Source organism: Paracoccus sp. NBH48 (assembly GCF_015390265.1).
Classification (GTDB): Bacteria; Pseudomonadota; Alphaproteobacteria; order Rhodobacterales; family Rhodobacteraceae; genus Paracoccus; species Paracoccus marcusii.
Genome location: NZ_VUOJ01000004.1, coordinates 620437 through 643132, shown reverse-complemented (window position 1 = coordinate 643132; position 22696 = coordinate 620437). Strand labels below are relative to the sequence as shown.

Annotated in this window: 24 protein-coding genes; 4 read left to right on the top strand and 20 right to left on the bottom strand. The window is 69.0% G+C overall.

Annotated features, from left to right (window positions below; translation table 11 throughout):
* Nucleotides 1-2: 2 nt before the first annotated feature.
* The 3 genes from mscL to F1642_RS10025 form a co-directional block, all read right to left on the bottom strand.
* Nucleotides 3-446 (bottom strand): large conductance mechanosensitive channel protein MscL, encoded by a 444-nt coding sequence (gene mscL, locus F1642_RS10035; protein WP_045980951.1) that lies wholly within the window; start codon nucleotides 444-446, stop codon nucleotides 3-5.
* Nucleotides 447-561: 115 nt separating this feature from the next.
* The gene (locus tag F1642_RS10030; RefSeq protein ID WP_052714547.1) at nucleotides 562-1185 is read right to left on the bottom strand and encodes a DsbA family protein; all 624 of its coding nucleotides are present in this window, start codon (nucleotides 1183-1185) and stop codon (nucleotides 562-564) included.
* Between the two features lie 30 nt (nucleotides 1186-1215).
* Nucleotides 1216-1740, bottom strand: a complete 525-nt coding sequence (locus F1642_RS10025; protein ID WP_045980953.1) for a DUF721 domain-containing protein — start codon at nucleotides 1738-1740, stop codon at nucleotides 1216-1218.
* Nucleotides 1741-1825: 85 nt separating this feature from the next.
* On the opposite strand from F1642_RS10025, the gene mutY reads away from it, so the two are divergent.
* The 3 genes from mutY to F1642_RS10010 all read left to right on the top strand — a co-directional run bounded on the left by mutY (nucleotide 1826) and on the right by F1642_RS10010 (nucleotide 4574).
* Entirely contained in the window at nucleotides 1826-2851 is a 1026-nt protein-coding gene (gene mutY / locus F1642_RS10020; protein ID WP_046000743.1) for an A/G-specific adenine glycosylase, read from the top strand.
* 9 nt (nucleotides 2852-2860) lie between these two features.
* Nucleotides 2861-3991 (top strand): alkane 1-monooxygenase, encoded by a 1131-nt coding sequence (locus F1642_RS10015; protein ID WP_194886153.1) that lies wholly within the window; start codon nucleotides 2861-2863, stop codon nucleotides 3989-3991.
* A 121-nt stretch (nucleotides 3992-4112) separates the two neighbouring features.
* Nucleotides 4113-4574, top strand: coding sequence for a BLUF domain-containing protein (locus F1642_RS10010; protein ID WP_052714550.1), 462 nt, complete (start codon nucleotides 4113-4115; stop codon nucleotides 4572-4574).
* A 90-nt stretch (nucleotides 4575-4664) separates the two neighbouring features.
* Here the strand turns inward: F1642_RS10010 and F1642_RS10005 are convergent, their stop codons facing one another.
* From F1642_RS10005 to F1642_RS09980, 6 genes are all read right to left on the bottom strand, one after another.
* On the bottom strand, nucleotides 4665-5795 hold the full coding sequence (locus F1642_RS10005; protein ID WP_045980956.1) for a site-specific DNA-methyltransferase: 1131 nt from the start codon (nucleotides 5793-5795) through the stop codon (nucleotides 4665-4667).
* A 90-nt stretch (nucleotides 5796-5885) separates the two neighbouring features.
* Nucleotides 5886-6515 (bottom strand): ribonuclease HII, encoded by a 630-nt coding sequence (locus tag F1642_RS10000; protein ID WP_194886152.1) that lies wholly within the window; start codon nucleotides 6513-6515, stop codon nucleotides 5886-5888.
* Nucleotides 6512-6991 carry an ureidoglycolate lyase gene (locus F1642_RS09995; protein ID WP_127897734.1) on the bottom strand — a complete coding sequence of 160 codons (480 nt, stop codon included), beginning with the start codon at nucleotides 6989-6991 and terminating at the stop codon, nucleotides 6512-6514. The genes F1642_RS10000 and F1642_RS09995 overlap by 4 nt, the downstream gene beginning before the upstream one ends.
* Before the next feature lie 9 nt (nucleotides 6992-7000).
* Nucleotides 7001-7855: a glycosyl transferase family 90 gene (locus F1642_RS16520; RefSeq protein ID WP_194886151.1), complete on the bottom strand. Its 855-nt coding sequence runs from the start codon at nucleotides 7853-7855 to the stop codon at nucleotides 7001-7003.
* A gap of 14 nt (nucleotides 7856-7869) precedes the next feature.
* Complete coding sequence (locus tag F1642_RS09985; protein ID WP_194886150.1) at nucleotides 7870-8547, bottom strand: hypothetical protein; 678 nt, start codon at nucleotides 8545-8547, stop codon at nucleotides 7870-7872.
* A gap of 63 nt (nucleotides 8548-8610) precedes the next feature.
* Entirely contained in the window at nucleotides 8611-9798 is a 1188-nt protein-coding gene (locus F1642_RS09980) for an MFS transporter (RefSeq protein WP_194886149.1), read from the bottom strand.
* 196 nt (nucleotides 9799-9994) lie between these two features.
* Between F1642_RS09980 and F1642_RS09975 the strand changes: the two genes are divergently transcribed.
* Entirely contained in the window at nucleotides 9995-10750 is a 756-nt protein-coding gene (locus tag F1642_RS09975) for a GntR family transcriptional regulator (RefSeq protein ID WP_052714552.1), read from the top strand.
* Here the strand turns inward: F1642_RS09975 and F1642_RS09970 are convergent.
* From F1642_RS09970 to F1642_RS09920, 11 genes are read right to left on the bottom strand one after another with little or no spacing between them, the layout of a single operon-like run.
* The gene (locus F1642_RS09970; protein ID WP_194886148.1) at nucleotides 10747-12240 is read right to left on the bottom strand and encodes a class I adenylate-forming enzyme family protein; all 1494 of its coding nucleotides are present in this window, start codon (nucleotides 12238-12240) and stop codon (nucleotides 10747-10749) included. The two genes, F1642_RS09975 and F1642_RS09970, sit on opposite strands and share 4 nt — an antisense overlap.
* On the bottom strand, nucleotides 12237-13046 hold the full coding sequence (locus F1642_RS09965; RefSeq protein ID WP_194886147.1) for an oxepin-CoA hydrolase, alternative type: 810 nt from the start codon (nucleotides 13044-13046) through the stop codon (nucleotides 12237-12239). Before F1642_RS09965 ends, F1642_RS09970 begins: the two co-directional genes overlap by 4 nt.
* The gene (locus F1642_RS09960) at nucleotides 13043-13441 is read right to left on the bottom strand and encodes a PaaI family thioesterase (protein ID WP_194886146.1); all 399 of its coding nucleotides are present in this window, start codon (nucleotides 13439-13441) and stop codon (nucleotides 13043-13045) included. Before F1642_RS09960 ends, F1642_RS09965 begins: the two co-directional genes overlap by 4 nt.
* Nucleotides 13438-14436 carry an acyl-CoA dehydrogenase family protein gene (locus tag F1642_RS09955; RefSeq protein ID WP_194886145.1) on the bottom strand — a complete coding sequence of 333 codons (999 nt, stop codon included), beginning with the start codon at nucleotides 14434-14436 and terminating at the stop codon, nucleotides 13438-13440. Before F1642_RS09955 ends, F1642_RS09960 begins: the two co-directional genes overlap by 4 nt.
* Before the next feature lie 4 nt (nucleotides 14437-14440).
* A complete protein-coding gene (locus F1642_RS09950; protein ID WP_194886144.1) occupies nucleotides 14441-15622 on the bottom strand; it encodes an acyl-CoA dehydrogenase family protein in 1182 nt (393 codons plus the stop codon).
* Entirely contained in the window at nucleotides 15622-16797 is a 1176-nt protein-coding gene (locus tag F1642_RS09945; protein ID WP_194886143.1) for an acetyl-CoA C-acyltransferase, read from the bottom strand. Before F1642_RS09945 ends, F1642_RS09950 begins: the two co-directional genes overlap by 1 nt.
* Complete coding sequence (locus tag F1642_RS09940) at nucleotides 16794-18878, bottom strand: 3-hydroxyacyl-CoA dehydrogenase NAD-binding domain-containing protein (RefSeq protein WP_255522343.1); 2085 nt, start codon at nucleotides 18876-18878, stop codon at nucleotides 16794-16796. The genes F1642_RS09945 and F1642_RS09940 overlap by 4 nt, the downstream gene beginning before the upstream one ends.
* 13 nt (nucleotides 18879-18891) lie before the next feature.
* Nucleotides 18892-19725, bottom strand: coding sequence for an IclR family transcriptional regulator (locus tag F1642_RS09935; protein ID WP_045980968.1), 834 nt, complete (start codon nucleotides 19723-19725; stop codon nucleotides 18892-18894).
* A complete protein-coding gene (locus tag F1642_RS09930) occupies nucleotides 19725-21053 on the bottom strand; it encodes a TRAP transporter large permease (protein ID WP_045980969.1) in 1329 nt (442 codons plus the stop codon). Before F1642_RS09930 ends, F1642_RS09935 begins: the two co-directional genes overlap by 1 nt.
* A complete protein-coding gene (locus F1642_RS09925; RefSeq protein WP_194886141.1) occupies nucleotides 21053-21559 on the bottom strand; it encodes a TRAP transporter small permease in 507 nt (168 codons plus the stop codon). The genes F1642_RS09930 and F1642_RS09925 overlap by 1 nt, the downstream gene beginning before the upstream one ends.
* Before the next feature lie 4 nt (nucleotides 21560-21563).
* Nucleotides 21564-22622 carry a C4-dicarboxylate TRAP transporter substrate-binding protein gene (locus F1642_RS09920; protein WP_046000728.1) on the bottom strand — a complete coding sequence of 353 codons (1059 nt, stop codon included), beginning with the start codon at nucleotides 22620-22622 and terminating at the stop codon, nucleotides 21564-21566.
* Nucleotides 22623-22696 lie beyond the last annotated feature (74 nt).

Below are 22696 nucleotides of genomic sequence, written 5' to 3'. Positions count from 1 at the left end.
CGTCAGGCGGGGCTGGCGCGGTCGGCCAGCAGGTCGCGGATCTGCGCCAGCAGCTCTTCCTGTGTGGGGCCGGCCGGGGGGGTCTCCTTGGCCTCCTCCTTGCGCATCGCGGCGCGCTGCAGGCGGTTCACGCCCTTGACCAGCAGGAACACCGCCCAGGCCACGATCAGGAAGTTCAGCACCGCCATCGCGAAGGCGCCATAGGCAAAGATCGCCGCCCCGGAATCGCGGGCGGCGGCCAGGCTGGCCCCGTCGGCTACGTTGCCGGACAGGACGACGTACTTGTCGGTGAAATCGATCCCGCCGGTCATCAACCCCAGGATCGGGTTGATCAGGTCGACGACCAGCGAATTGACGATGCCCGTGAAGGCCGCGCCGATGATGATGCCCACGGCAAGGTCGATGACGTTGCCGCGGGCGATGAAAGTCTTGAATTCCTGAATCATGACACACTGTCCCCGTGCTGCGCGTCAATTCCGCGCCCGCCGATCCTGCGACCATGCCGGACGAAAATCAATCGCGTGCGTGCAGGGCCCGCGCGGGGCCCTGCGGGGCGATGCGTCACTGGGCCGGGGCGGCCTCGGCCAGCTTGGTGTCGATGATTTCCTTCATGCTGTCCCAGGGCTGGTTCGACACCTTCTCTCCGCCGATGATGAAGGTCGGGGTGGCCTCGACCTCGTCGGCGGTGGCGTTCGTCTGGAACGTGGCGATCAGCTGTTCGACCTTGGCGGTATCCTCCCAGCAGGCGGTCATCTGTTCCTCGGTCATCCCGGCCTTCAGGCCGATGCGGCGCAGGTTCGTCGCGATCTCGTCGCCCGAACCGCCGGCCAGCCACTGTTCCTGCTCGTCGAACAGCATCCCGGACACGGGGAAGAACTTGTCGTCGCCGCCGCAGCGCGCCAGGATCCCGGCCCACAGGCCCGGCTGGTCGAAATAGACGTCGCGCTGGACGAAGCGGACCTTGCCGGTGTCGATGTATTCCGCCTTGAGCTGCGGATAGACGTTGGCGTGGAAATTCGCGCAATGCCCGCAGGTGAAGCTGGCGTATTCGACGATCGTCAGGGGCGCGTCCTCGGCGCCCTGGGCGATGTCGGGCAGGGTTTCGGGGGTCGCGGCGGCGTCCTGTGCAAAGGCGGGGGCGGCCAGGGTCATCGCGACGGCGGTTGCGGCAAATCGCAGAAACATGGAAAGTCCTTTCAGGTCGTGCATGTCATGTCAGGTCCGGCGGCTGGCGACGTTCATCGCCAGTTGCGCCATGGCCTGGGCAAGGGTCGGATCGGAAAACTGCTGCCCCACCCCCCGGGCCTGCGCCACGATCGCGGGATCGGGCGCGCGGTCCGGGCGGGGCGCATGGGAAAAGGCCGCCTGCCCTTCGGCAAAGCCAGTTGCGGCGGTCTGCGTCAGGGTGATGCGGCTGACGGCGTTGTAGCCGTAGCAGGCGTTGACGCGGTCGCGCAGCCGGGGCAGCTGCATCTCGACCATGGGCGCCATGGGGCCGGTGGTCAGCAGCGTCAGCGTGGCGCCAAAGCCCGTGCGGGCGTGGCTGATGCGGACCGGACGGGTAACGGGGGCCAGCTGCGGGCCCGCGATCTCGGCCCAGTTGGTCAGCAGGCGGGTGACCGCGAATCCCCGCCCCTCGGCCGCCTTCTGGACGCGGTCGGCCAGCAGGGTGGCCGCCGCCTGAAAGCCGCGGCTGCGACGACGGATCCGGGTCTTTGGGGCGTCGGACGGGTGGGCCATGGGCGCCTTTGCTGCTATCACCCGGCCATTCTTAGCCAGCCATCCCCCCGGATGAAAGCGCGCCCTTTTGCAAAGGCCCACATAATTGCGTGAAAGCAAGGTGATCGCCCCCGACCTGCTGGACTGGTACGACCGCCATGCCCGCAGCCTGCCCTGGCGGGTGCCCCCCGGCGGCGGCCCTGCCGACCCCTATCGCGTCTGGCTGTCCGAGGTGATGCTGCAGCAGACCACCGTCGCGGCGGTCAAGGCGTATTTCCTGCGGTTCACTGCGCTGTGGCCGACGGTCCAGGACCTTGCGGCGGCCGATGACGCGCAGGTGATGGCCGAATGGGCGGGGTTGGGATACTACGCCCGCGCCCGAAACCTGCTGGCCTGCGCCCGTGCGGTGGCGGCGCGGGGCGGCTTTCCCGACACGCGCGACGGGTTGTCCGCGCTGCCGGGGATCGGGGCTTATACATCGGCCGCGATCGCCTCGATCGCCTTCGACCGGGTGGAAACCGTGGTGGACGGCAATGTCGAACGCGTGGTGTCGCGACTGTTCGCGGTCCAGACACCCCTGCCCCGCGCCAAACAGGAACTGGTGGCGCTGGCCGACAGGCTGACACCGCAGTCCCGCCCGGGTGATTACGCGCAGGCGATGATGGACCTGGGCGCGACCATCTGCACGCCCCGCAGCCCCGCCTGCGTCATCTGCCCCGTCCAGGCCCAGTGCGACGCCCGCGCCCAGGGGATCGCGGCAGAACTGCCCCGCAAGACCCCCAAGGCCGCCAAGCCCACGCGTCAGGGCGTGGTCTGGCTGGCGCGCCAGGGCGATGCGCTTGTGCTAGAACACCGCCCGCCCAAGGGGCTGCTGGGCGGCACGCTGGCCTTTCCGTCGGCCCAATGGGATGGGCGCGACATGCCCCCGCCTGGCCCCGCCGACTGGCGCGACCTGGGCGCCGTGCGCCATGTCTTCACGCATTTCACGCTGGATCTGACCGTGCTGCTGGGCGATCTGACCGGCAATCCCACGCGCGGGGAACTGGTCCCCCTGCGGCAGATCGACCGCGACGCCCTGCCGGGGCTGATGCGCAAGGCCTGGGATATGGCGCAGCCGCATCTTCAGGGGTAGCATCGCGGCATGAGCCATGCCCCCCTGCCCGCCGCGGCGCCTTTCTGGCTGTCCGTTGCCCTGATCCCCCTGGTCGCACTGGCGGCCTGGGGGGGCGGGATGTGGTGGCTGATCGTGCCGGTCTATGCCTGGTACCTGACCACGGTACTGGACCGCGTGCTGGGCCTGAACGAGGCCAATCCCGACCCGGACACCGCCACCGACCAGCTGTTCTGGCACCGCGCCGTGACGCTGATCTGGTTTCCGCTGCAGGCGGCCACGATCCTGGCCTGCCTGTGGGTGGCCGGGCGCACGGACCACCTGTCGGGGTGGGAATCGCTTGGGCTGTTTTTTGCCATCGGGGTCATGTCGGGCAGCGTCGGCATCGTCTATGCGCATGAACTGCTGCACCAGAAGACGCCGGCCGAACGTTGGCTGGGGGACCTGCTATTGGCGTCGGTTCTTTATTCGCATTTCCGCACCGAGCATCTGCTGGTGCATCACAGCTGGGTGTCGACCCCGCGCGACGCCGTTTCGGCCCGCTACAACGAAGGCTTCCACCGCTTCTTCGCCCGCGTCCTGATCGACGGCCCCCGCAGCGCGTGGCGGGCCGAGACGCGGTTCCTGGCCCGCGCGGGCCGCAGCCCTTGGGACCGCCGCAACCCCTTCTGGCGTTACGGCGTGCTACAGAGTGCGATGCTGGGGCTGGCCATGGCCGCGGGCGGCTGGACCGGGCTGGGGCTGTTCCTGTTCCAGGCGCTGATCGCCGTCTGGCAGCTGGAGCTGACGAATTACGTCGAACATTACGGGCTGTCGCGCAAGCATCTGGGGGACGGCCGCTATGAACCCGTCCGCCCGCGCCACAGCTGGAACGCCAGCCACACCGCGACCAACTGGCTGCTGATCAACCTGCAGCGCCATTCCGACCATCACACCAAGCCCGACCGCCGCTTTCCGCTGCTGCAGACCTATGGCGCGGACGAGGCGCCGCAGCTGCCGATGGGCTATCCGGCGATGACGCTGCTGGCGATGGTCCCGCCGCTGTGGCGGCGGCGCATGAACCCCCGCGTGCGCGCCTGGCGGCGCCAGTTCTATCCAGAGATCACCGACTGGACCGACTATAACCGCGGCACCCTGCCCCTGCCCCGCAACGCGCTGTAGCGCGCCTGCCGCAGGGGCCGGCAAATATCGCTAAAAGGCTGCGCAGCTTGTTTCCGGCGCAACCTTGCATTGTGTGCACAAAATGGAAAAATGTCCCAAGGCGTAACAGGGACCGACCGGAATGAACGACGATTCGATGCTGATGCACAGCGATGCGCAGCCCTATCACTTCGCCGCGGGCGACAGTCTGGGCTATCTTCTGTACCGCAGTGTGGCCCGTCCCGGCATGCAACGCGACGACCTGGAACGCATCCTGCATCATGCGCGCGACCGCAACCGGGCGGCGGGGCTGACCGGATGCCTGCACCACGAGGACGGGCTGTTCTTCCAATGGGTCGAGGGGCCGCGCTTTCGCCTGTTCCGGCTGATCGACGTGCTGCGCGAGGATGACCGCCACCTGAACTTCACGGTGCTGGACCAAGGCCCGCTGCAACAGCGCCTGTTCAGTGACTGGGAGATGCGGTTTTCCGACCGCGAGGCCGCATCGCTGCTGGAATGGCTGGCCGAACGGCGCGACCGTGCCGGGTCCGACCAGGACGACGCCGAAAGCATTGCGGCCTTCATGCGATCGATGAACGGCTGACGGATGAAAATTCCCCGCCATGCGGACATGGCGGGGCAAGGTGGTTCCGGCCGCGCGCATGGCACGGGGGGAACGGGCGAAGGGTGAAGCTCAGTTGGGCCGGGGGGCGTCGCCCTCCATCTCGGCACGGATCTGCTGGCGCAGGATGTCCAGCGGGATCATCTTGCCCTCGCGCCGGAAATGCCAATAGGTCCAGCCGTTGCAGCTGGGCGCGCCTTCCAGCGCGGCGCCGACCTGGTGGATCGATCCCTTGACGTCGTTCCCGATCAGCGAGCCATCGGCGCGGACCTTGGCCTTGTGGCGGTTGCCGATCGAGAACAACTCCTCTCCGGGGCGCAGCATGCCGCGCTCGATGACCTGCCCGAAGGGGATGCGCACCTCGGCGCGCTTGGCGCGGGTGGTGGCGATGGCGTCGGCGTCCAGCCGGCGCACGCGCGACAGGCGGCGGCCCGCGACCTCGCGATAGGCCTCCTCGCGCTCGATCCCGATATAGTCGCGGCCCAGCATCTTGGCGACCGCACCGGTGGTGCCGGTGCCGAAGAACGGGTCCAGCACCACGTCGCCGGGGTTGGTCGTGCCCAGGATCACCCGGTGCAGCAGCGATTCCGGCTTTTGCGTCGGATGGGCCTTGTCGCCGGCGGCGTCCTTCAGCCGCTCGCCGCCGTTGCAGATCGGCAGCACCCAGTCGCTGCGCATCTGGACGCCCTCGTTCAGCGACTTCAGCGCCTCGTAGTTGAACGTGTATTTCGAGCTTTCCGACTTTGCCGCCCAGATCAGCGTCTCATGCGCGTTGGTCAGGCGCTTGCCGCGAAAGTTCGGCATCGGGTTCGACTTGCGCCAGATCACGTCGTTCATGATCCAGAACTGCTGGTTCTGCAGTTCGGCGCCGACGCGGAAGATGTTGTGATAGCTGCCGATCACCCAGATCGCGCCGTTCGGCTTCAGCAGGCGGCGGGCGGCGGCCAGCCAGTCGCGGGTGAAGGCGTCATAGGTGGCAAAGCTGGAAAACTGGTCCCAGTGATCGTCCACCGCATCGACCAGGCTGTTGTCGGGGCGATGCAGGTCGCCCTTCAGCTGCAAGTTATAGGGCGGATCGGCAAAGATCAGGTCCACGCTGCCCGCGGGCAGGCTGTTCATGATCTCGATGCAATCCCCGCCCAGAATCTGGTTCAGCGGTAATGGCCGCGCGGAATCCGCGCGCTGGTCCTTGGTTTTCGTCATGCTCTGCCTTCGGGAAATGCCGACTTTTGCCGGTCTGGTATGTCCCCAAAGATGATTCAGATGCGAATCGCCGTCAATTTCTTTTTCGAATCAGTCACTTACCAAAGGGGCTTTACACAAGATGTTGTGGACCGGCCTGAACGACCGCCTATGATGTGGGGTTATCCCCAGATCTAGCAGGGCGCGTTTGTGGCCCGGCGTGGGGTATCCGGCATTCACGTCCCAGCCATATCCGGGGTGCTGTTGCGCCAAATCCACCATGATGCGATCGCGCAACACCTTGGCCACGATCGAGGCCGCGGCGATCGACAGGCAGCGCGCATCGCCCTTGACCACCGCCTGCGCAGGCAGGGTCAGATCGCGGGGCAGCATGTTGCCATCGATCAGAACGTGGCAGGGCGGCTGGCGCAGCCCGGCCAGGGCGCGGCACATCGCGACATGGCTGGCGCGCAGGATGTCCAGGGCGTCGATTTCGACCGGATCGACATGGGCCACGGACCAGTCGCAATGCGCCATGATCCAAGCGGCCAGCGCGTCGCGCCGCGCGGCGGTCAGCTTCTTGCTGTCGTTCAGGCCGTCAGGGATGTTCTGCGGGTCCAATACCACGGCCGCCGCGGTGACGGGGCCGGCCAGCGGCCCACGCCCGGCCTCGTCCACGCCGGCCACGCGACGCGCGCCCCCGGCCATGGCCAGGGTCTCGACGCTGTAATCGGGGGTCATGCGGTGATCCGCACCGCGGGGATGGTCACTTCCTCAAGGTTCGTGCCGGTCCCCTCGCGGTCCACGACCAGGAAATCGGCCGGCTGGTCCAAGGGCGTCAGCACGCCGTGCCAGGTTCCCGCATGCAGGTTCACGCCGGTATGCGCCGGGACCAGGAACGCCCGCAGGGCGCCGGGTCGGCCGTCGTCATCGGGCGCGACCACCGACAGCCACGGCCGGTCGCCAAGCGGCATGAACGCCTGCGACCCAAGCGGGTGACGTTCCAGCAGCGTGCAGTCATAGGGCAGGCTGACGGCCTGGCTGCGAAAAAGGGAAATGATCGCCTCTCCGCCGCCGCGTTCGACGGTGGCCAGGGCATGGTGGCGTTCGCAGCGGCCCGCATTGATCATGCGGTCGGGCGTGGCGCGCGGGGTCAGCACCTCTCCGAAGGGGGCGAAGGCGGCGGCGGTCAGGGGTTCGATGCGGATCGTGCTCATGGCGGTGTTCTAGCGCGCCGCAGCCAGCCCGTCGAGGATCAGACGCATCAGGTCCGCCCGTGCGGCGGGGTCGCGCAGATGCGCGGCCTCGGCGCGCGCGGCACGCGACATGGCGCGACAGGCGTCGGGATGGGCGCGGGCCCAGGCCAACTTATCCTCCAGGTCGGTCAGGTGGCGCGCGACGGGGATGAAATGCTCCCAAGGCCGGAAGCGCCCCGAATAGAACACTTGCCAGCCGTCATCCTCGGCCAGCAGCACGCCGTTCTGGTCCAGCCCCGAGATGAAGTTCGACCCGTGGTCATACCCCGACAGGCACAGCTGATAGCGATAGGCCCGAAAGTCGCGCGGCCCCATACGCGGGCGGCAATAGGGCGCGATCAGCGGGTCGTCGGCGTGCTGGCGAAAACCGTGCGCCATGACGATGCCCACATCGAAATCGGGATGATCGTGAAACCGGCGGACAAAGGCCATGCGGTTGGTGCGGCACAGGCCCTGCCATGCGGCCTTGCGATCCGCGGGGGTGGCGGCCTGGGCCAGACGCTGCAGCCAGACATGGCTGGCGGGACCGGGCTTGACCCCCTCGCGCATTTCCGACCCCGAGATCATGCCGCGCCACACCAGCCGGTCCTGCTTGTCGTCCCAGGGGATATCGTCGTCGTGCGCGGCGGGATCGAACCCCGGCAGGCCGATCGCGTGCTGGTCCGGCAGGGGCCACAGGACCGCGTTCACCGCCCCCGCCCGGCGGTTGTGGCACAGGACCGGACGATCCAGGGGCGCGCCCTGGGGGCTGCCGAACCAGCGGCTGTCCTCCATGTCGATCCAGACCGGATCGCGGCGGTCCAGCGTCAGGATGTCGTTGATCACCCCCTCGGCCCGGATCAGCTTGAAGGGACGCCCCTCGCGCGCCAGGGCCAGGGGCCGGTGACCGGGGGCGTCAGAAGGGTGAACTGCCGCGGCGCGCCCGCCGCGTCGGTCACCGCGCCGCTGCCCGACAGGGTGCCGTCCCAACGGCAGGCAAATCCCGACAGCCCCTGCGCGCCGCCTGCCGCACCGGGGTTCAGGCCCGCAAGACAGAAGCGCGCGACATCCTGCGCCCAGCCCGGCGGTGCCTTGGGCATCGGCGGCGGGTCCACGACGGGGTCCGGGACGGGCCAGTGGTCGGGCAGCCCCCGGTCCAGCGCCAGCATCGGCCGCAGCCGTGCGGCCAAGTCCGCGGGGGTGGTGTCGGTCAGGTCCAGCGTGATCAGCCGCGTGTCGTCCGCGAACAGGGCGCGCGTCGCGTCCAGATGCGCCTGCATCCCTTCGGGCCAGCGATGGCGGGGCGGGATGGTCAGCAGGAACAGCGCTTCGGGCAGACGGTCGCGCAGAAAGGCGACGCAGCGCCAGGCCTGCAATGCCGGGCGCCAATGGGGCCTTTCGCGGTACAGCCCGGCGATCAGCCGCGCGTTGGGCCAGCCGCGCAGGGGCTGCGTCCCCTGCCCCATCGCATAGAGGATGTCAGCAGCCAGGCGCCCCCCGTCATGGCAGACCGCACGATGGCCGTTGGCCTGGAACATCCGCGCCAGCGCCGCATCGATGGGCCGTCGGGGCCGACATGGATGACGACCGGGTGGCCCATCTCAGCCCAGGCTGCGGCGCGGCAGCAGGATCGTCAGAAGCCCAAGCACCGGCAGGACCGAGCATAGCAGGAAGACCGACCGGATCCCCTGCGCATCCGCCAGCACGCCCAGAGCCGCGGCCGAGATCCCGCCCATGCCGAACGAGAAGCCGAAGAACAGCCCCGCGATCATGCCGGTGCGGCCCGGCACCAGCTCTTGCGCAAAGACCACGATGGCCGGAAAGGCCGATGCCAGCACCAGCCCGATCAGCACCGCCAGCACGCCCGTCGGCACCAGCCCCACATGCGGCAGCGCCAGCGTCAGCGGCAGCGCGCCCAGGATCGACACCCAGATGACCGTCAGCGGCCCGACCCTGTCGCCGATGATCCCACCCAGCATGACGCCCGCCGCCATGCCCGCCAGGAACAGGAACAGCATGATCTGCGCGCCTTGGGTCGACAGGCCGAACTTGTCGATCGTGAAGAAGGTGAAATAGCTGCTCATCGAGGCGCTGTAGATGTTCTTGGTGAAGACCAGCACCGCGATGGCGCGGATCACCGTCGCGCGCGGCAGGCGCAGGGTACGGTCGGGGGTGGCGGTGCTGGCGCGGCGCCGATCCTCGGCCCAGGTGCCGACCTGCCACAGGATCGCGGCGCCCAGGGCGGCGGCGACCGCGAACCAGGCCACGGCCGGACGGCCCAGCGGCACCACGATGAACGCGGCCAGCAGCGGCCCCAGCGCCTGCCCGCCATTGCCGCCCAGCTGGAACAGCGACTGCGCGGTGCCGAACCGCCCCCCCGACGCGATCCGCGCCACGCGCGAGCTTTCGGGATGGAACACGGCCGATCCGATGCCGATCAGCATCGCCCCCGACAAAAGCCAGGCATAACCCTCGGCCATGCCCAGCATCAGCACGCCGCACAGCGTCGAGGCCATGCCGAAGGGCAGCGACCGCGGCTGCGGGTGGCGGTCGGTGGCCATCCCGATCAGCGGCTGCAGCAGCGACGCGGTGACCTGGAAGGCCAGCGTCATCACGCCGATCTGGGCATAGGACAGGTCGAATTCGACCTGCAGCAGCGGATAGATGGCCGCCAGCATCGACTGCATCACGTCGTTGATCATGTGGCACAGGCTGATCGCCATCAGCACGCCCCAGGATGTCAGCGTCGCGGGTCCGGGTGTCACCGAGGGATGGGTGGTCGAGCGCATCGAAAATCCGCCATCATGCTTGCACGATCTGCATTTATCAGACATCCTGCGAAAGGAAAGCGTCGCGCGCCCGTCCGCCCGGGGTTTTTCTCCGGCCCGCGGCCAGCCGGGATGTCGCATGGCGAATTGGATAGCTTCCATTCTTGTGCGTATCATTTATCAAATCGGGACAGGTATATGTCACGAGTTCTTCAAAATGGCCAAGTTGTCCCAAGGTTCGTCCGTTACGATCCGCTCTTCCGGCGTCGACGCCGAACGGCGGCGACTCAACACATGGCAGGCGATCCGCGCGGATGTGCTGGGCCGGATCAGATCGGGCGAATGGCCGCCGGGCAGCCTGATCCCCACCGAACAGATGCTGTCGATCGAGATGGGCTGCGCGCGCGCCACGGTGAACCGTGCGCTGCGTGAGCTGGCCGACAGCGGCATCATCCAGCGCCGCCGCAAGGTGGGCACCCGCGTGACCGCCACCACGTCCCGCCGCACGACCCTGTCGCTGCCGGTCCTGCGCGACGAGATCGAATCGCTTGGCGCGCGCTATGCCTATCAGATGACCGAATGCCTGCCCTGCAATCCCAGCCCCGCCGCCATGCAGGCACTGCAGGTCGATGCCGACGACATGATGCTGCTGGTCAAGTCGCGCTATCTGGCCGACGACCGCCCGCATTGCTGCGAGGCGATCTGGCTGAACCCCCGCGCGCTGGCCCTGCCCGATTTCCACCTGTTCGCGCATGAGCCGCCGCAGGAATGGCTGGCGCGCAGCCTGCCCGTCACGCAAAGCCGCTTTTCGATCCTGGCCGAAGGGGCCAGCGGGTCCTGCGCGGTGAACCTGACCATCGATCCGGGCACACCGGTGATGACGATCGAGCGGGTCAACACGCTGGATTCGCTGCCTGTGTCGTTTGCCCGCCAGTTCTACCCGCCGATGCACCGCCTGGTGCTGGACGACTAAAGACCCAACAGGTCCGCGAAATGCGCGACAAGGCGGTGCTTGAGCACCTTGCCCGTCGCCGCCGCGGGCAGCGCGCCCGTCAGGATGATCCGCGTGGGCCGCTTGTAGGCCGACAGCCGTGCCGCCGCATGGGCCGCCAGCGCATCGGCCGTCACCGCATCCGGCGAAATCAGCTGACAGAAGGCCAGGATATCCTCATCCCCGCCCTCGCGCGCGCGGCCGATCACGGCGGTCTGCAGGACGGCCGGATGATCGTTCAGCGCGGCCTCGACCTCGGGCGGATAGACGTTGAAGCCGCCGCGGATGATCAGCTCCTTGCAGCGCCCCACGATGTGCAGCCGCCCCTGCGCATCGATCCGGCCCAGATCGCCGGTGCGCATCCAGCCGTCCCGCAGCACCTGCGCCGTCCCCTCCGCATTGCGGAAATAGCCGCGCATGATGTGCGGACCCCGCGTCAGCACCTCTCCGGTGCCGGGTTCGCGGCCGATGGTCTCGTCCAGCGCGATCTGGACCCCCGGCAGCGGATGGCCCGCCGAGGGGTCCGGGTCGCCGATGGCGTTGTTCGTGACGGTCACCCCCGCCGTCGTCTCGGTCATGCCGTAACCGTTCTGCAGCGCGATGCCATAGAAGGCCTCGGCCCGCCGCTTCCAATCGGGGTCCAGGGGCGCCGCGCCGCTGCTGACATAGCGCAGGGGCCGGGCCAGACGCTCCAGCCCCTGGGCTCGCGCCTCGGCCATGATGGCCGCGTGCATCTGTGGCACGGCGGGCAGGACGGTCACGTCCGATTGCAGCGCGGCCAGCGTTTGCGCAGCGGAAAAGCGCGGCTCCAGCCGGATATGCGCGCCCGTGGCCAGCCCCGCGGCCAGCATCGAGGTCAGCCCGAAGACATGCGTCAGCGGCAGAACGCCCCAGATCACGTCATCCGCCTGCATCCCCCGCAACCGGGCCGAGCTTTCCCCGCCAAAGATCAGGTTCCCGTGGGTCAGCATCACCCCCTTGGGCGTGCCCGTCGTGCCGGTGGTGTAAAGGATAACCGCCGTCATCGCGTCCTGCGGCTCGACCTGCTCCGGCACGGCGTCGAACGGCCCCGCCACATGCAGTGCCGCCCCGGCCAGCGTGACGGCGCGCGCATCGCCCGCATGGACACGCGCGGGTTCGCTGACATCGGACAGGAACAAGGTCAGGCGCGGTTCGGTATGGGCCGCGATCTTGGCCAGCTCCGGCGCGGTCATGCGCGCGTTCACGGGTACCAGCACCGCGTCCATGCGGCTGGTAGCCAGCAGCAGGACCGGCACCGGGGCTGCGTTCTCGGCCACCACCAGCAGCCGGTCACCGGGGCGCAGGCCCATCGCCGCCAGATCCGCCTGCGTCCGCCGGACCAGATCGTCCAGCGCGGCATAGGTCAGGGTGCGTCCTGTTCCGTCGGTCAGGGCCGGGCGGTCAGGATGGGCCGCGCGGGCGGCGTCGAACATCTGGTGGATACGGGTCATGAATCCTCGCGAAGGCGGCGGAAATCGGGGGGGCGCTTGGCCAGAAAGGCGGTGATGCCCTCGGCCGCCTCGCGCGAGGCAAGGGCCGTGGCCATCGCGTCGCGTTCGGCGCTCAGCTGCGCCTCCAGCAGGGTGGCGCGGGCGCCGGTCAGCAGATGCTTGATCGCGGCCTGCGCCTCGGCCGGGCCTGCGGCCAGGCGGTCGGCCAGGGCCATGGCGGCCATGATGGCCTCTCCGGGCTCGGTCAGTTCCTGGATGACGCCCAGGGCGTGCAGGCGTTCCGCGCCCACGGGCTGGCCGGTCAGGGCCATGGCCGCGGCCAGCTGCGGCGGCAGGCAGGCGGTCAGCGCCGCCGTCAGCCCGCCATCGGGCACAAGTCCGGCATTCACATAGGCCGCCGTGTAACGCGCATCGCGGGCCGACACGATCATGTCGCAGGCCAAAGCCAGCGACAGGCCCGCGCCGGCGGCCCCCCCCTCGACCACGGCGATGACCGGGCGGGGGCAGGCCACGACCGCGCGCATCAGGTCGTTCAGCGCGTCGATGCGGGCGCGGCGCTGCTCCTCGGACATCTCCTGCGCCTTGATCAGCATGGTCAGATCGCCGCCCGCGCAGAAGAAATCGCCCTCGCCCATGATCAGCACGGTGCCGATGCGGGGGTTGTCGGTGGCCAGCTCCAGCGCGCGGTGCAGGCCCTTGTAGAAGTCGGGGGTCAGCGCGTTGCGGCGGGCGGCGTTGCGGTTCTCGACCACCAGGCGGTCGCCCAGGTCGCTGATTTCGCAATGCGGATTGGTGAGTTCGGTCATGGGGCGGCCCTTGTCTTGCGGAAGACGCCGGTCGCGGTGGCGATCAGCGTGCCGTCCTCATGCCGCAAGGCGCCCTCGATGAACAGGGTGGCGCGCCCGCCGCCGGTGACGCGGCCCGTGGCGGTCACGCGCCCCGGCAGGCCCGGCGCCAGATAGTTCACCGTCAGCGACAGCGTGGTGAAGGGATGGCGGCCCGTGGCATCGACCGTCAGGCTGCCCGTTGCCCCCATCGCACTGTCCAGAAGCGTCGCGGCCAGCCCGCCATGCAGGATGCCCTGCCGGTTCAGGTGGCGGTCGTCCAGATCCAGCCAGCAGACCGCCCCCGCCCTGTCCCCCACGTCCAGGACATAGCCGATCAGGGACTGGGTGCCGGTTTCGCCGTGGATCAGGGTCATGCGAAGGCAGGCTCGCCGCGCGCGAACCGCTCCAGATGGAAATCCGCATCGCCCATGGCCGAGTCGGCGGCCAGCAGGCGGCGGATCATGCCGCCAAGCGCGTATTCCTCGGTCATGCCGATGCCGCCATGCAGCTGCACCGATTCCTCGGCCACCAGGCGGGCGACCCGGCCAAGCGTGACCTTGCAGGCCTGCAGATGCCGGTCGCGCAGGGGTGCATCCGCATCCAGATGGCCCGCGAAATTGGTGACGGCGGAACGGGCCTGTTCGACCTCGACCGACAGGTCGGCAGCGCGATGCGCCAGCGCCTGGAACGCGATCAGCGGCTGGCCGAACTGCTTGCGGGTGCGCAGATAGTCCAGCGTCAGATCGACCGCCGCGCTCAGCGTGCCCAGGGCATAGGCCGCATGGGCCAGCACGCCGCGCGCCAGCACCGCGTCGAAATCGGCCAAGGCCCCAAGCCGCGTGGCGGGGGTGGCGTCAAAGATCAGGTCGGCGCCGCGCTGATCGTCCATCAGCGGATAGGGGCGCACCGTCAGACCCGCCGCGTCGGGCGCGACCCCCCACAGCGCATCGGCGGTGGTGACGATGATCGCCGCCGCCCCCTCGGCCCCCGCCACCATGGTCTTGCGCCCGGTCAGGCGGTCGCCCTCCGCGCGGATCGCCACGCCGCGGTCGTAACGCGTGCCGGGTTCGGCATCGGCGAAGGCGATGGTCGCATCGTCCGCGGCGGCCTGGCCCGCCTGCGCCAGGGCGGCCGCCCCGATCATCGTGCCGATCAGCGGCAGGGACGCGCCCGCCCGGCCCAGGGCCTCGAAGATCAGCGCCACGGCGGCGCCCGATCCGTCAAAGCCGCCCTCGGCCTCGGTCAGCAGGGCCTGGGGGACGCCGGCCTCGGCCAGGGCGGGCATCAGCGCCTCGCCGGAATGCCGGGCCAGGATGCCGCGCAGGCTGTCCTGCAGCATGCGGTGGTCGTCGGAAAGCTGAAAGTCCATGGGCTTATCCTTTCGCCAGCGCGCCGGAGATGATGCTGCGCTGGACCTCGTTCGAGCCGCCATAGATCGACAGCTTGCGGTTGTTCAGCCAGGTGGCGCTTGCGGCCAGGGCCTCGTCGGCGCCCTCGGGGCCTTCGTTGCCCTCCAGCGTCAGGGCCATCGCCTGCCCGCCATAGGCGCGCCGCGTCAGCGCATCCAGGCGCTGGCGGATCTGGGTGCCCTTGATCTTGAGCATGCTGCTCTCGATGCCGGGCGCCTGGCCCTGGGCCGCCGCCGACAGCATGCGCAGGTTGGTGGTGGACATGGCCATCAGCTCGATCTCGACCCCCGCCATCTCGGCGGCGAACAGCGGATCGTCGGACAGGGGCTGGCCGCGATGGCGCTGTGCCTTGGCCACGCGTTTCAGGTTGTCCAGCGCGGCGGTGGCAAAGCCCACGCCCGCGATGTTCGTGCGCTCATGCGTCAGCAGGTATTTGGCATAGGTCCAGCCCTGGTTCTCCTCGCCGACCAGATTGGCGGCGGGCACGCGGACATTGTCGAACCAGACCTCGTTCACCTCGGCCGTGCCGTCCAGAAGGACGATGGGGCGCACTGTGACGCCCGGCGTCTCCATGTCGATCAGCAGGAAGCTGATGCCTTCCTGCTTCTTGCCCGTGGCATTGGTGCGCACCAGGCAGAAGATCATGTTGGCGTGCTGGCCAAGCGTGGTCCAGGTCTTCTGCCCGTTGACGACATAGTGGTCGCCGTCGCGCACGGCCTCACAGCGCAGGCTGGCCAGATCCGACCCGGCGCCGGGCTCGGAATAGCCCTGGCACCACCAGTCGTCGCCGTTCAGGATGCGCGGCAGCCAATAGTCCTGCTGTTCCTTGGACCCGAACTTCTGCAGGACCGGCCCCAGCATGGCGATGCCGAAGGGCACGATGCGCGGCGCGTGCGCGCGGGCCGATTCCTCCTCGAAGATGTGGCGCTGGATCGCGGTCCAGCCGGCGCCGCCGAATTCGCGGGGCCAGTTCCCGGCCAGCCAGCCACGCGATTGCAGCTTGGCGTGCCAGCCCTCCATCTCGGCCTTGGTCAGGTCGTGATGGAGCCGCACCTTGCGGGCCAGCGCGGGGTCCAGTTCGGCCTTCAGAAAGGCGCGGATCTCGTCGCGGAAGGCGGTTTCCTCGGGGGTAAAGCTCATGTCCATCAGAAGATCTCCAAAAGTCCGGCGGCGCCCTGGCCACCGCCCACGCACATGGTGACGACGCCCCATTTGGCGCCCCGGCGGCGGCCTTCGCGCAGCAGATGGCCCGCGGTGCGCGCGCCGGTCATGCCGAAGGGATGGCCGATGGAAATGGCCCCGCCGTTCACGTTGTATTTCGCCGGGTCGATGCCAAGCGTGTCGCGGCAGTACAGGCACTGGCTGGCGAAGGCCTCGTTCAGCTCCCACAGGTCGATGTCGTCCACCGTCAGCCCGTGGCGCTCCAGCAGGCGCGGCACGGCAAAGACCGGGCCGATGCCCATCTCGTCGGGCGCGCAGCCCGCGACGGCAAAGCCGCGAAAGGCGCCAAGCGGTTCCAGGTTCAGCGATGCGGCCAGGTCGGCCTCCATCACCAGCAGCCCCGCCGCCCCGTCGGACAGCTGGGACGCGTTGCCCGCCGTGATGAACTGACCCGCGCCGCGCACCGGCTCCAGCTTGGCCAGCGCCTCCAGCGTGGTGCCGGGGCGGTTGCCCTCGTCGGCGGCGATGGTGATGTCGCGGTCGGCGGTCTCGCCGGTGGCCTTGTCGGTGACGGACATGGTGACCGTCATCGGGATGATCTCATCGTCGAAAATGCCGGCGGCCTGCGCGGCAGCCGTGCGGGCCTGGGATTCGACGGCATAGGCATCCTGCGCCTCGCGGCTGACGCCGTAGCGGGCGGCCACGACATCGGCGGTCTCGATCATGGTCATGTAGAGGTCGGAGCGGTTCGCCTCGATCCAGGCCTCGCGCGAATGGCGCACCGGCGGCTGGACCATCGAGATGCTCTCCACCCCGCCGACCAGCACGGCGCGCGCGCCTTCATGGGCGACCATCTGCGCGCCCTGCGCCAGCGCCTGCAGGCCCGACGCGCAGAAGCGGTTGACCGTGGCGCCCGCGATGCTGTCGGGCAGGCCCGCGCGGATCACCGCCTGGCGGGCGATGTTGCCGCCCGTCGCGGCCTCGGGATAGCCGCAGCCCCAGATGCTGTCCTCGATCAGCGCGGGGTCGATGCCCGCACGCTCGACCACGGCGCGGGCGGTTGCGCCGGCCAGCACGGCCCCGTGGGTCTGGTTGAAGGCGCCGCGTTTCGCGCGCCCGATGGCGGTGCGGGCGGTCGAGACGATCACGGGCTGTTTCATGCGGATGTTCCTTGGTTCAGGTCGGCAAAGCCGCGGCCGTCGGCCACCAGTTCGGCCAGAAGCGGCGCGGGCTGCCAGAAATGGTCGTCGTCTTCGGCAAAGCGGCGGATGTCGGACAGGATGCGGTCCAGCCCGTGGGCGTCGGCCCAGTGCATCGGCCCGCCCCGCCAGCGCGGAAAGCCGTATCCGTTCAGCATCACCACATCGACGTCCAGCGGGCGCAGCGCGGTGCCGTCAGCCACCGTGCGGGCAGCCTCGTTCACCATTGCGGCCATGGTGCGGGCGACGATCTCCTCGTCGTCGAAGGTGCGGGGCGTGATGCCCAGATCGGACCGCACCGCGTCCAGGATCGCGGGCAGGTCCGGGTTCGGCTGCGGCTTGCCGTCGGCATAGACGTAATAGCCGCGCCCCGTCTTGCGGCCCAGATCGCCCTGTTCGTACAGGCGGTCGGCAAAGACCGGAACACGGTCGCGCGGATGGCGGTCGGCCGCCTTGCGCTGGCGGGTCATCGCGCCGATGTCCAGGCCCGCCAGATCGCTGACCGCATAGGGGCCCATGGCGAACCCGAAATCGGTCAGCGCGCGGTCGACCTGCTGGGGCGACGCACCGTCCAGCACCATCGCATCGACCGCCGCGCGGTAATGCGACAGGATGCGGTTGCCGATGAAACCGTCGCAGACGCCCGCGCGCACGGCGATCTTGCCAAGGCGCTTGGCCAGGGCAAAGCCCGTGGCCACGACCTCGGGGGCGGTGCGGTCCGCGACCACGACCTCCAGCAGGCGCATGACATGGGCCGGAGAGAAGAAATGCAGGCCGATCACGTCGCGCGGGCGGCGTGTCGCGCCGGCGATGCGGTCCACGTCCAGATAGGACGTGTTGGTCGCCAGCACCGCATCGGGCTTTGCCACGCGGTCGATGGCGGCAAAGACCTGTTCCTTGACCTCCATCGATTCGAACACCGCCTCGACGATCAGGTCGGCCTGACCAAGAGCCGCGTAATCCGTGTCGGTGCGGAATGCCCCGGACAGGATCGCATCCCGGCGTGCCGCGGCCAGCTTGCCGCGGCTGACGGCCCCCGCCAGCAGGTCGCCGACCGTCGCCTGCGCGCGGGCGGTCGCCTGGTCGTCGCGTTCGATCAGGGTCACGTCCAGTCCGGCCAGCAGGCAGGACACCGCGATGCCCGCGCCCATCGTGCCGCCGCCGATCACGCCGATCCGGTCCAGGGGGCGCGGTGCCACGCCCTTGATCTGCGGCAGATGGGCCACGGCGCGTTCGGAAAAGAAGGCATGGATCAGTGCGGCGCGCTGCGGGCTGTCCATCAGCGCCATAAAGCCCGCGCGCTCAATCGCCATGCCCTGGTCGAAGGGCTGCGCCAGGCCGTCGCTCACCACGTCCACCGCCGTCGCCTGCGCGATCTGGCCGGGCAGCTTGCGCGCCAGGGCGGCCTTCAGCGCCTGCGCGGCATCCGGGTCCGGGGCGGGTGCGGGCAGATCGCGCGTCCGGCGCGGCGGCTGGCCCGCCAGCGTTTCGGCCAGCGCGATCGCGTCCGCGGTCAGATCGCCCTGCGACAGCGCGTCGATCAGTCCCAAGTCCAGCGCCTGCGCGGCGGGAACCTCGCGGGCGCTGGTGATGATGTCCAGGGCGGCGGCGGTGCCGATCAGGCGCGGCAGGCGTTGCGTGCCGCCCGCACCGGGCAGCAGCCCCAGGGTCACCTCGGGCAGGCCCATGCGGGTGCCGGGGGCCGCGATCCGCGCATGGCACCCAAGGGCCAGTTCCAGCCCGCCGCCCAGGGCGGTGCCATGCAGCGCCGCGACGACGGGCTTGTCCAGGGACTCGATGGCGGCGATCACGTCGGGCAGGATCGGCGCCTGCGAAGGCTTGCCGAATTCCGAGATGTCGGCACCTGCGACCCAGGTGCGGCCGGCGCACAGGATCACGGCAGCGTCTGCGCCTGTGTCCGCGGCAAAGTCGCGCGCCGCGTCCATCAGGCCCTGCCGCACGGCATGGCCCGTGGCGTTGACCGGCGGGTTGTCGATGGTGATCAGGCCGATGCGGCCTTGGCGGGCATAGGATACGGACATCTGGGAAAACCTCTCAGTCATTCGGGCTGCCGGGCCAGGCGGGCACGCCGTCGGCACCGACCAGCCGTTGCAGGCGGGCGACCGTTTCGCGCAGCACGGGGCCGACATGGGCATGGATGCGGTCATCGGGCAGCACGTCGTCCAGCGCCCCGCAGGAGAACATCACCGGGCCGGCCAGCCGCGCCGACCGGAACGGCACCGACACCGCCGAGATGTTGGACGAATAGCGCAGCCCCTGGCGCACCACGGTATAGCCCTTGGCGATCAGTTGGCCGCGCGCCTCCAGCCGCAGATCCTCCAGCGTGCCGCCGTCCAGCGGTGGTTCGGGATGATCGGCCAGCAGGCCCGCGAATTCCTCGCGCGTGGTGGCGCCCAGCAGGGCCAGGCCCGACGACGATCCGGCGATGGGCAGGCGGTGGCCCACCTCCAGCCAGATCGACGCCGCGCGCTGCGGCCGCCAGGTGCGCATCAGGGCGACCTTGTCGCGGTCGCGCACCGCGAACAGGACCAGAGTGCCGGTCTGGTCGGCCAGGGCCTGCATCATGCCCTGCGCCGAATCCAGGAAGGCCAGCGATGCCGCCGCCACATGCCCCATGGCCAGCAGCGTCGGGCCGGGACGATAGCGGTCGTTGCGCTGCGGCTGCGTCAGGTAGCCCAGGCAGCCAAGCGTGTAGGTCAGCCGCGACACGGTCGATTTCGGCAGGCCGGTGCGTTCCGCAATCTGCGCGTTGCTCAGCCCGTCGTCATCGGTCCGGAACGCCCGCAGCACCGACAGCCCGCGCGCCAGCGCGGTGGCAAAGTTGCGGTCGTCCTCATAATCGGGGCGCGTGTCCGGGGCCGGGGTCATCACATGGACCCCGGAATCAGCAGCGACAGGATGGGGAACAGGATCAGCAGCAGCAGGACCAGCATGTCCACGGCCAGGAACCGCGTGACGCCGGCAAAGATCTTGTCGATCCCCACCGACTTGGTGACGTTGCTGACGACGAAGACGTTCAGGCCCACGGGCGGCGTGATCAGCCCGATCTCCAGCAGCTTGACGACGATGACGCCGAACCAGATCAGGTTCAGGCCGTAACCTTCGATCAGCGGCACCATGAAGGGCAGCGTCAGGACCATGATCCCGATCGGGTCCAGGAACATGCCCAGCACCAGATAGATCACCACGACGACCAGCATCAGCATGGCCAGCGACAGTTCGGCGTCCGACACCATGCCCACGACCGCCCCCGCCATGCCCGTCAGCGCGACGAAGCTGACGAAGATCTTGGCGGCGCCCGCGATCAGGAAGATCGCCGCGGTCTGCACCAGGCTTTCGCGGACGGCGCGCCACATCACGCCCATCGTCAGCCGGCGTTGGGCAAAACCGATGATCGTGGTCAGCACGACGCTGACGGCCGCGGCCTCGGTCGCGGTGAACATGCCGCCATAGATGCCGCCGACGATGACCACGAACAGCAGCAGGGCGGGCCAGGCCGCGATGGCCGCATCGGTCCGGCTGGCATCGCCGCGTTCGCCGCGGGGGGCCGCGTCCGGGTCGCGGTTCACCCACCAGGCGATGACCAGCAGCATGCCCGCCAGCGACAGGATGCCCGGCAGGATGCCCGCCAGAAACAGTTGCGCGATCGATGTCTCGGTGAAGATGCCATACAGGATGAACAGCACGGATGGCGGGATCAGCGACCCCAGGGTGCCGCCCACCGCCACCGATGCGGTGGCCAGCTTGGGGTCATAGCCCATGCGCAGCATCTCGGGGACGCAGATGCGTCCCATCGTCGAGGCGCAGGCGATCGACGACCCCGAGATGGCCGAGAACCCGCCGCATCCCAGCACCGATGCCATCGCCACGCCGCCCCGCACCGGCCGCAGCCAGACCGCCGCCGCATCATAGATGCGCGTGGTGATGCCGGCATAGAACGCGATGTTGCCCAGGGCCACGAACAGCGGCACCATCGACAGATCGTAGGAATGGACCAGGTCGAAGAAGTTCGAGAAGACCACCGAGCTGGTGGGGTTCAGCGCCCGTTCCGGCATCCACGCGCCGGTGCGCGTGGCATAGACCAGGAACGTGCCGACGCTGGCCACGCCCGCCAGGGCGAACGCGATGGGCACGCGCATCGCCAGCAGCACCAGAACCGCCGCCATCGCGACAAGGCCGATCGTCATCGGGTCCATCAGTTCACCTCGTTTCCGTCGGCATCCAGGATCACGTCGCTGTGGCGCAGCTGCCGCAGGTCACCCACCAGCAGCATCGCCAGCCGCACCCACATCAGCAGCAGCCCGGCCATGAACAGCGCCACGCCCGGCCAACGCGGCAGGTTCAGGTCGCCATAGTAGAACTCGCCCGAGGCGAAGGCCTGACCGGCCACCCGCCAGGACGCATAGATCAGCGGCATCAGTGCCAGAAGGCCCACCACATGGCCCAGCACGATCAGGGTCGCGCGCAGGCGGGGCGGCATGCGGTCCGACAGGAAGGTGACGGCGACGTGGCTGCGCGCCGCCGTCGCCGCCGCCATGGGCAGCAGGATGGCCGCGACCATCAGTTCGCGGACCAGGATGATCGCATCGGGCACGCTGGTTCCCAAGAACGCGCGCATCGCCACGTTGGCAAAGATCACCAGCCCCAGCGCGATCAGCGCCAGGACGGCCAGGTCCAGAAGTGTCCGTTCGATCACGCGCATGGGATCAGCCGCGCTCCCAGGGATAACCCTGCGTTTCCAGCTCCTGCGTGTATTGCGCGATCAGCCCGCGGTATTCGTCCAGCAGCGCCTGTCCGTCCAGGCCCGCGGCATCCGCCCGTGCGACCCATTCGTCCAGGTAGGGCTGGCCCGCCTCGGTCAGCCGCGCGCGATCCTCGTCCGAGAAGCTGACGATCTCCTTGCCGGCATCCTCCAGGATCTTGATCGATTCGGCGTTCGCCTGTTCGATGATGCGGCCGAATTCGTCGGCCAGCCCCTCGCCCGCGGTCATGATGACCTGCTGCTGCTCGGGGGACAGCGAATCGAACATCGACTTGTTCATGACGATGCCAAGCGCGCCGACCTGGCCCCAGTCGATGAAGGTGTAGCTGTCGAAGACCTCGTCGAACTTCAGCGCCGCGACCAGGTAGGAATAGGTCTGGGTGCAGTCCAGCAGGCCGTTCTCCATGCCCTGATAGGCCTCGTATACGCTCATGTCGACCAGGGTCGCGCCCAGGTCGCGGAAGGTCTGGCCATAGGCGCCGACGCCACGCACCTTTTTGCCCGCCAGCTGGTCGACCGAGGTCACCGCCGGCCCCTTGCAGCCCATCTGCACCGCAGAGGTCGTGTAGGTGCCCACATAGACCAGGTTCTGCGCGGCCAGGTTGGCCTTGATCTGCTCGTTGTTGCGCATCAGCGCATCGGTGGCCTTCATGCCCACCCACGGATCGGGGTTGTCCAGCGGCAGGTCGGCGATGCCGTAGGCCACCATGTCCTGGGGGAAATAGACGCCGATGACGCTGCCCAGGTCGGCCACGCCGTCGCGCAGGGACTGGACGGCGGCCTTTTCCGAAAAGAGCGCCCCGCCCCAGGTGATGTCCAGCGTCAGGTCGCCGCCCGACTGTTCGGCCACCTGATCGGCGAACCACTGCGTCGCCTCGGCGCGGGCGCCGCGGTTGGGACCGGGCTCGCCATAGATCAGCGTGGTCTGCGACATGGCGGGGGCGGCAAGGGCTGCGGTCAGGCCGGCAGCCATCAGCGCCGTGCGATACGACGGTGTGGTCATGATAAAACTCCTCCCAGTTCCACTTAGCAGGCTGCCATTCCGCACTGCGGAACGCAACCTTGAATTGACCTGAT

Coding starts and splice junctions, on each gene's coding strand:
- F1642_RS10030 (WP_052714547.1), bottom strand. CDS start 1,185: ATGTTTCTGCGATTTGCCGCAACCGCCGTCGCGATGACCCTGGCCGCC.
- F1642_RS10005 (WP_045980956.1), bottom strand. CDS start 5,795: ATGACGAAAACCAAGGACCAGCGCGCGGATTCCGCGCGGCCATTACCG.
- F1642_RS10000 (WP_194886152.1), bottom strand. CDS start 6,515: ATGACCCCCGATTACAGCGTCGAGACCCTGGCCATGGCCGGGGGCGCG.
- F1642_RS09950 (WP_194886144.1), bottom strand. CDS start 15,622: ATGGACATGAGCTTTACCCCCGAGGAAACCGCCTTCCGCGACGAGATC.
- F1642_RS09945 (WP_194886143.1), bottom strand. CDS start 16,797: ATGAAACAGCCCGTGATCGTCTCGACCGCCCGCACCGCCATCGGGCGC.
- F1642_RS09955 (WP_194886145.1), bottom strand. CDS start 14,436: ATGGACTTTCAGCTTTCCGACGACCACCGCATGCTGCAGGACAGCCTG.
- F1642_RS09995 (WP_127897734.1), bottom strand. CDS start 6,991: ATGAGCACGATCCGCATCGAACCCCTGACCGCCGCCGCCTTCGCCCCC.
- F1642_RS09980 (WP_194886149.1), bottom strand. CDS start 9,798: ATGCGCTCGACCACCCATCCCTCGGTGACACCCGGACCCGCGACGCTG.
- F1642_RS09970 (WP_194886148.1), bottom strand. CDS start 12,240: ATGACCCGTATCCACCAGATGTTCGACGCCGCCCGCGCGGCCCATCCT.
- F1642_RS10010 (WP_052714550.1), top strand. CDS start 4,113: ATGAACGACGATTCGATGCTGATGCACAGCGATGCGCAGCCCTATCAC.
- F1642_RS09935 (WP_045980968.1), bottom strand. CDS start 19,725: ATGACCCCGGCCCCGGACACGCGCCCCGATTATGAGGACGACCGCAAC.
- F1642_RS09920 (WP_046000728.1), bottom strand. CDS start 22,622: ATGACCACACCGTCGTATCGCACGGCGCTGATGGCTGCCGGCCTGACC.
- F1642_RS09975 (WP_052714552.1), top strand. CDS start 9,995: ATGGCCAAGTTGTCCCAAGGTTCGTCCGTTACGATCCGCTCTTCCGGC.
- F1642_RS10015 (WP_194886153.1), top strand. CDS start 2,861: ATGAGCCATGCCCCCCTGCCCGCCGCGGCGCCTTTCTGGCTGTCCGTT.
- F1642_RS10025 (WP_045980953.1), bottom strand. CDS start 1,740: ATGGCCCACCCGTCCGACGCCCCAAAGACCCGGATCCGTCGTCGCAGC.
- F1642_RS09985 (WP_194886150.1), bottom strand. CDS start 8,547: ATGTTCCAGGCCAACGGCCATCGTGCGGTCTGCCATGACGGGGGGCGC.
- F1642_RS09940 (WP_255522343.1), bottom strand. CDS start 18,878: ATGTCCGTATCCTATGCCCGCCAAGGCCGCATCGGCCTGATCACCATC.
- F1642_RS09965 (WP_194886147.1), bottom strand. CDS start 13,046: ATGACCGAACTCACCAATCCGCATTGCGAAATCAGCGACCTGGGCGAC.
- F1642_RS09960 (WP_194886146.1), bottom strand. CDS start 13,441: ATGACCCTGATCCACGGCGAAACCGGCACCCAGTCCCTGATCGGCTAT.
- F1642_RS09930 (WP_045980969.1), bottom strand. CDS start 21,053: ATGGACCCGATGACGATCGGCCTTGTCGCGATGGCGGCGGTTCTGGTG.
- F1642_RS09925 (WP_194886141.1), bottom strand. CDS start 21,559: ATGCGCGTGATCGAACGGACACTTCTGGACCTGGCCGTCCTGGCGCTG.
- mscL (WP_045980951.1), bottom strand. CDS start 446: ATGATTCAGGAATTCAAGACTTTCATCGCCCGCGGCAACGTCATCGAC.